Origin of the sequence: Streptomyces sp. NPDC057654 (assembly GCF_042800135.1) — a bacterium.
Taxonomy (GTDB): Bacteria; Actinomycetota; Actinomycetes; order Streptomycetales; family Streptomycetaceae; genus Streptomyces.
In genome coordinates, this window is record NZ_JBHVHQ010000076.1 from 1 (window position 1) to 5,303 (window position 5,303).

Sequence of the window (5,303 nt, forward strand, 5' to 3'; positions counted from 1 at the left end):
TCGTCGAGAGCATGTTCAGTACGAGCTTCTGCGCCGTGCCCGCCTTCAACCGGGTCGATCCCGTGAGGAGTTCGGGGCCGACGACCACCTCGATGCCGTGCTCGGCGGCGGCCGCGAGCGCCGAGTCCGGGTTGCAGGACAGCCCGATGGTGAGCGCCCCGGCCCGGCGGGCGTGCTCGACGGCCCCGATCGCGTACGGCGTGCGACCCGAGGCGGAGATGCCGACGACGGTGTCCTCGGCGGTCAGCGTCAGCGCGTCGAGGTCGGCCGCCGCCAGCTCCTTGCTGTCCTCGGCCCCCTCGACGGCCGTGACCATGGCCGACGGGCCGCCCGCGATGAGCCCGACGACCTCGGTCGGCTCGGTGTTGAACGTGGGCGGGCACTCGCTCGCGTCGAGGATGCCGAGCCGCCCCGCCGTGCCCGCGCCCGCGTAGACCAGCCGGCCGCCGCGCTCCATCCGGGCGGCCGTGGCGTCGATGGCGGCGGCGATGCGCGGCAGCTCGGCGGCGACGGCGGTGGGGACGGTGGCGTCCTCACCGTTCATGATCTTCGCGATGTCGAGGGTGGGGAGCCGGTCGATCTCGGCCAGCTCGGGGCGGAACGCCTCGGTGGCGAGCGTGTCGAGCTCGGCGCGCAGCTGCGAGTGGGCGGGGGGGGCGGGGGCGGGGGAGGCGGTGGCGGAGGGGGTCATGGCAGTGCGGCTCTTTCTCTGCTGGCGGCGTCTCTTGGAGGGGGCGGGCGGCGCGTACGGGCCGGGGCGCGCCGTTCTGCGCCCGCGCCGTGGCTGTGTGCGTACGGGCGGGGCGTCGGGGCGTACGTACGGTCGTACGTACGGTCTCGCCTCAGCGGCCCGCGCGTGGGTCCCTGCGGTGGGCCAGCGCCTCGTACGAGGCCGACAGGGCGGGCGCGGCCGTGTCGTACGTACGCTGCGCCACCCCTATGAACAGGCAGTCCACGACGAGGAGCTGGCTCGTGCGGCTGGACATGGCGGCCGGGCGCAGCTCGCTCTCGCGGGCGGTGGAGGTGGTGAGGACGTGGTCCGCGTACTGCGCGATGTCCCCGTCCGGGCGGCCCGTGATCGCGACGGTGGTGGCTCCGTGGTCGAAGGCCGCGCGCAGCGGCTCTATGACGTCCGTCGTCCGCCCGGAGTGCGTGATGGCGATGGCGACGTCCCCGGCGCGCAGCTGCACGGCGTTGGTGACCGCGAGGTGCGGGTCGGAGTGGGAGTGCGCGATGAGCCCGATGCGCAGCAGCTTCTGCACGAGGTCCTGCGCGACCAGGCTGGACGCCCCTATGCCGTACACATCGATGCGGCGGGCCCCGACCAGCGCGCCGATCGCGGACTCCAGCTGCGTGGTGTCGAGCCCGGCGGCGGTGTCGGCGAGGCACTGCTGTTCCTCGTGCGCGAGCTTGGCGACGACGTCGGTGATGGAGTCGTCGACGGCGATGTCGGCCGTGACGGCGGGGGCGCGGCCGGCCGCCTGCTGCGCGGCGAGGGCGGCGAGGGCGAGCCGCAGGTCGCGGTAGCCGGGGTAGCCGAGGGTGCGGGCGGTCCGTACGACCGTGGCCTCGCTCGTGCCCGTACGCTCCGCGAGTCCTGTGACCGTGAGCGCGGCGCAGCCCGCCGGGTCGTGCGCCACGGCCTCGGCGACGCGCTGCATGGAGCGGGTCATGGAGGGTCCGAGCGTGCGGACCTTGGCCGCCAGGGTTGCCGGGGGCGGCGGCGTGGAACCGGCTGCGAAAGTTTCTTTCAGGCTGCTGCTCACACTTGGAAGATATTTTCAGGGCGGGTCGGCGTCAACCCCCTGTGGATATCGAGGCGAACGGGACTTTGGTCCCGAGTGGGGCGTCCGGGCGACAATGGAGGGCATGGAGCTCGAACAGTCATTGCACACGGCGCGGGCGCTCATCCTCGCCGACCTGGTGGCGGGCGATGTGGCCGAGGCCGACGTCGTGTCGCTCGTGGAGGACGCCGTCGCGCACCGCCGATGGTGGGTCGAGCAGTGGCCGCAGGGCGTCGAGTTCGTGGCCGGGCTCGTCGCCCAGGACGTACAGGACGCGCTGCTGGAGCGGTACGGGCGGTGGCCGCTGTGCCCGGTCTGCGTGGGCGAGGGCAACCCGCACGCGCTGGACATCGAACCCGAACTCGGGCCGGACCCGCACTGGGTCTGCGGCAAGGCGGGGGTGGTGGTCGCGCCGGTGGGGAGGCTGGGGCGGCGGCCCGGAGGCGGGCCCCGTGACGAGCCGGCCGGCGGCGGGCCGGGCGGCGGGCTCTCATGACCGTCTACGTCGACCCGCCGACCTGGCCGGGGCACGGGCGGATGTGGTCGCACCTGGTCAGCGACGTCTCGTACGACGAACTGCACGCTTTCGCGGCGGGCATCGGATGCCCGCCGCGCGCCTTCGACCGGGACCACTACGACGTGCCGTCGACGCGGTACGCGGACGCGGTGCGGGCGGGGGCGGTGGAGGTCGGGAGCAAGGAGCTGCTGCGGCGGCTGACGGGGGCGGGGCTGCGGCGGGCGAAGGGCCGGGGGTAGACCTTTTGGGCCCCGGCCCCTGCCCGTAGCAGTGGTTGGTCTCGTACTCCTCAGTCGGTTCAGTCGGTCGTGGTGGCGGTGGCGCAGGCCGGCTTCTCCAGCGAGGGCGTCGTGTCCGTGGCGGAAGCGGAGGAAGCGGCGGAGGAGGCGACCAGTCGGGACGGCGACGTGCCCGCAGCGCTCGCGCGGTGCAGGCGCGAGGCCACCGCCGTCGTGCCCACGGCGACGGCCGCGAGCGCCGCGCCCGTCCAGGCCACCGCCGGGTAGCCCCAGCCCGCGCCGATGACGAGGCCGCCGAGCCAGGGTCCGACCGTGTTGCCGATGTTGAACGCGGCCGTGGTGGTCGCGCCCGCGAGGGTCGGCGCGGCGGCGGCGACGTTGAACATGCGGGCGTTGAGCGCGGGCGCGGTCGTGAAGGCGGAGACGCCGAGCATCAGGGCCATCGCCACGGCGGCCGGCGCGCTGTGCGCCGTCAGCGCCAGGATCGCGAGGACGACGGTGGAGGCGGTGATGCCCGCGTACATCGTGCCGAAGAGGTGCGCGTCGGCGATGCGGCCGCCGACCGCGGTGCCGATCAGCGCGCCGACGCCGAAGAGGCCCAGCACCATCGGGACCAGGCTCTCCTTCATCCCGGCGGTCTCGGTGAGCAGCGGCGCGAGGTAGGAGAAGAGGCAGAAGACGGCCGCGCCGTTGAGCGCGGTGGCCGTGAGCGCGAGCCACACCTGGCGGTCGCGGTAGATGGTGAGCTCGGTACGGAGCCGGGGCGCGTCCGCGCCGGTGGCGGGCTTGGTGCGCGGTACGAGCAGGATCACGCCGATGAGGCCGATCAGCGACAGCCCGGCGACCGCCCAGAACGCCGAACGCCAGCCCGCGTGCTGCCCGAGGAACGCGCCCGCCGGCACGCCGGCGATGTTCGCGATCGACAATCCGCCGACCATGACGGCCATGGCGCGCGCCCGCGCGGTGACCGGCACCAGCGACACGGCGACGGCCGCGCCCACGGCCCAGAACCCGGCGCAGGCGAGCGCGCTCACCACGCGGGAGACGAAGAGGACCGTGTACGTGGGGGACAGCGCGCCGACGACCTGTCCCAGGCCGAATATGGCGAGCAGGGCTATCAGGGTCGTGCGGCGGGGGAGTTTCAGCGTCGCGGCGGCCAGGGCGGGCGCGCCGACGACCATGCCGACGGCGAAGGCGGAGACCAGGAGGCCGGCCTGGGGGATGGAGACGCCCATGTCGCGTGCCAGGGGCTGGAGCAGCCCGGACAGCATGAATTCTGAGGTTCCGAGTGCGAAGACGGAGAGCCCGAGGACGTATACGGCCACGGGCATGCTGGATTTGCCGGCGTTGGGCATGGGGTTGGGCATATTGAGAGCCAGCGTTGGCGGTGGGGCGGAGTATTCCCTCTGGGGCGATGGCCGAGGGAACCCCGTCAGCGGGCTTCGGCGGGGCCTCGGCGGGCCTCAGCGGGCTGAGAGCAGCTCCAGCTCCGTGGCCATGTTGCGGCGGGCGGCGTGTTCCCAGCGGTCGTACCCCTGGGGGGTCCGGAAGAGGCGCTCCAGGGCGAGGAGCTGCCGTAGTACGCCCGCCCGCCCCTCGCGGAAGGCGTCGTCGGGGACGAAGCCGTACTCGGTGCGTACGGCCGCCGCGTAGGCCGCGTACTCCTGCGGGGCTCCGGCGAGGACGGCGAGGTCCGCGTCGCACAGGACCGCGCCGTTGCGGTCGTCGGGCTCCGGGGCATGGGTGGCGGTGAGGCGTACGAGGCGGGCGACCTCGGCGGTACGGGCGGCGTCGAAGCCGAGTTCCGGGAGGGCGCGCTCGGCCAGATGGGCGCTGCGCTCCTCGTTCTCGGAGCGGTCGGGGCGGTAGACGGCGTCGTGGAACCAGGCGGCGAGCGCCACGGCGGCGGGGTCCTCGGCGTGGGCGGACAGCTCGTCGACGCGGTCGAGGACGGCGGTGAGGTGGTCGGTGGTGTGGTAGCGGCGCTGGGGCTCGGCCCAGCGGGCGAGCAGGTTCTCGCCGTACGGGCGGGGGTCGGGCCCGTCGGCGCCGCCACGGGCCGACGCGACCAGGTCGGACCAGCGCGCGAGGAGCGCGGGGGAGGGGCCGGACGGGTGCTCGGTGGAGGCTGCCATGAGCCAATTGTGGGGTACAGCTTTCGCTGCTGGTCGCGGTTGTGGCACGCTGTGCTACATGTCTAGACCAATGCTTGAGGTGATCGCCCTCAACTCGGAGGACGCGATCGCGGCCGAGGCCGGAGGGGCGGACCGCCTCGAACTGGTCGCTGACATGGCTGCCGACGGCCTGACCCCCGCCCGCGAGACCTTCGCCGCCGTGCGCGCCGCCGTCTCCATCCGGGTGCGCGTGATGCTGCGCGCCACGGACGGCTTCTCGGCCGGTGACGCCGCGGCGCTGGACGCGCTCTGCGCCGAGGCGCGGGCGCTGCGGGAGGAAGGCGCCGAGGAGTTCGTATTCGGCTACCTGACGCCGGACGGACGGGCCGACCTGGCGGCGGTGGAGGCCCTCTCCGAGGCCATTGGGCCTGCGGCCCGCTGGACTTTCCACCGTGCTGTGGACCGCGCCGCCGATCGTGACGCCCTGCGCAAGCAGCTCGCCGACCAGCCCGGTCTGGATACGTACCTCACGGCCGGATCCCCGACGGGCGTCGGCGACGGCCTGGAGACCCTGCTCGCCGAACAGACCCGGCGCGCCGCCGGCGACGGTGCCCGCGACGTGGGTGCCGTGGCCGTGGCCGTCCTGGGC

General features: G+C 74.1%; 7 protein-coding genes. 3 read left to right on the plus strand and 4 right to left on the minus strand.

Annotation, left to right across the window (positions count from 1 at the left end; genetic code table 11):
- Both ACFU99_RS09210 and ACFU99_RS09215 read right to left on the minus strand, forming a co-directional pair.
- The coding region (locus tag ACFU99_RS09210; RefSeq protein WP_384388088.1) for an N-acetylmuramic acid 6-phosphate etherase at positions 1 to 691 on the minus strand (691 nt) is incomplete at its 3' end.
- 151 nt (positions 692 to 842) lie between these two features.
- Positions 843 to 1,766 carry a MurR/RpiR family transcriptional regulator gene (locus ACFU99_RS09215; RefSeq protein ID WP_384388091.1) on the minus strand — a complete coding sequence of 308 codons (924 nt, stop codon included), beginning with the start codon at positions 1,764 to 1,766 and terminating at the stop codon, positions 843 to 845.
- Positions 1,767 to 1,860: 94 nt separating this feature from the next.
- Here ACFU99_RS09215 and ACFU99_RS09220 point away from each other — a divergent pair, with 94 nt between their 5' ends.
- Positions 1,861 to 2,280, plus strand: a complete 420-nt coding sequence (locus tag ACFU99_RS09220) for a hypothetical protein (protein ID WP_384388094.1) — start codon at positions 1,861 to 1,863, stop codon at positions 2,278 to 2,280.
- Positions 2,277 to 2,540, plus strand: a complete 264-nt coding sequence (locus ACFU99_RS09225) for a DUF4031 domain-containing protein (RefSeq protein WP_384388097.1) — start codon at positions 2,277 to 2,279, stop codon at positions 2,538 to 2,540. The genes ACFU99_RS09220 and ACFU99_RS09225 overlap by 4 nt, the downstream gene beginning before the upstream one ends.
- A gap of 59 nt (positions 2,541 to 2,599) precedes the next feature.
- On the opposite strand, the gene ACFU99_RS09230 is transcribed toward ACFU99_RS09225, so the two are convergent.
- Together ACFU99_RS09230 and ACFU99_RS09235 are read right to left on the minus strand one after the other, a co-directional pair.
- Positions 2,600 to 3,871 (minus strand): Cmx/CmrA family chloramphenicol efflux MFS transporter, encoded by a 1,272-nt coding sequence (locus ACFU99_RS09230; RefSeq protein WP_384388147.1) that lies wholly within the window; start codon positions 3,869 to 3,871, stop codon positions 2,600 to 2,602.
- Positions 3,872 to 4,003: 132 nt separating this feature from the next.
- Positions 4,004 to 4,675 carry a hypothetical protein gene (locus ACFU99_RS09235; RefSeq protein ID WP_384388100.1) on the minus strand — a complete coding sequence of 224 codons (672 nt, stop codon included), beginning with the start codon at positions 4,673 to 4,675 and terminating at the stop codon, positions 4,004 to 4,006.
- A 58-nt stretch (positions 4,676 to 4,733) separates the two neighbouring features.
- On the opposite strand from ACFU99_RS09235, the gene ACFU99_RS09240 reads away from it, so the two are divergent.
- The coding region (locus ACFU99_RS09240) for a copper homeostasis protein CutC (RefSeq protein ID WP_384388103.1) at positions 4,734 to 5,303 on the plus strand (570 nt) is incomplete at its 3' end.